Genomic DNA, 523 nt, shown 5'->3' with positions numbered 1-523 from the left:
CTGCTGAGTACGGCACATTGGCCACCATCAATTCCGCCGCCTCGCTGTTGTTGCCGCTGGCGGGGTTGGGTTATGGCTCCGTGATGCTGATGCGCGTCGCGCGGGAAGCGCAACACGCACCGGTTGCGCTCGGCAATGCGTTGAGCGTCCAACTGGTCACCGGGTCTGCAGGCGCGGCCATTGGGGCTGCTGCGGTGGTGATGATCTCGTCCACGCCGGTCGCCTTCGGCGTTGCCCTGATCGTCCTGCTGGGCGAACTGGTTTTCATGCGAACCGCTGTCACAGCGGCTCAATTGTTCAGTGCCCTGGAGCAGCAGGGGCGCGCCTCAGTGATCAACGTGGCGACATCCTGTGCGCGCGTGGCCAGCGTTCTCGTCGCGATCATCGTTTCCGACCGCGTCACGGCACTGGTGTGGGCCTCGTTGTTCCTGGCGTTCTCGATCATGTTCGCCGCGGCGCTGATCTGGTTCATGGCCCGCGCGGCGGGCGGCCTGTCCGTCGACTGGAAGGCGATCGGCAAAGA

1 protein-coding gene is annotated in these 523 nt (G+C 65.0%); it reads left to right on the top strand.

The genetic code is table 11. The annotated features are described in order from the left end of the window. Positions 1-17: 17 nt before the first annotated feature. A partial coding sequence (locus ACXJKR_RS34425) for a hypothetical protein (RefSeq protein ID WP_457326683.1) occupies positions 18-523 on the top strand: 506 nt, incomplete at its 3' end.

The organism is Roseateles sp. P5_E11, from assembly GCF_054049355.1.
The sequence above is the reverse complement of the archived record's forward strand: the minus strand, read 5'-3'. Positions and strand labels throughout refer to the sequence as shown.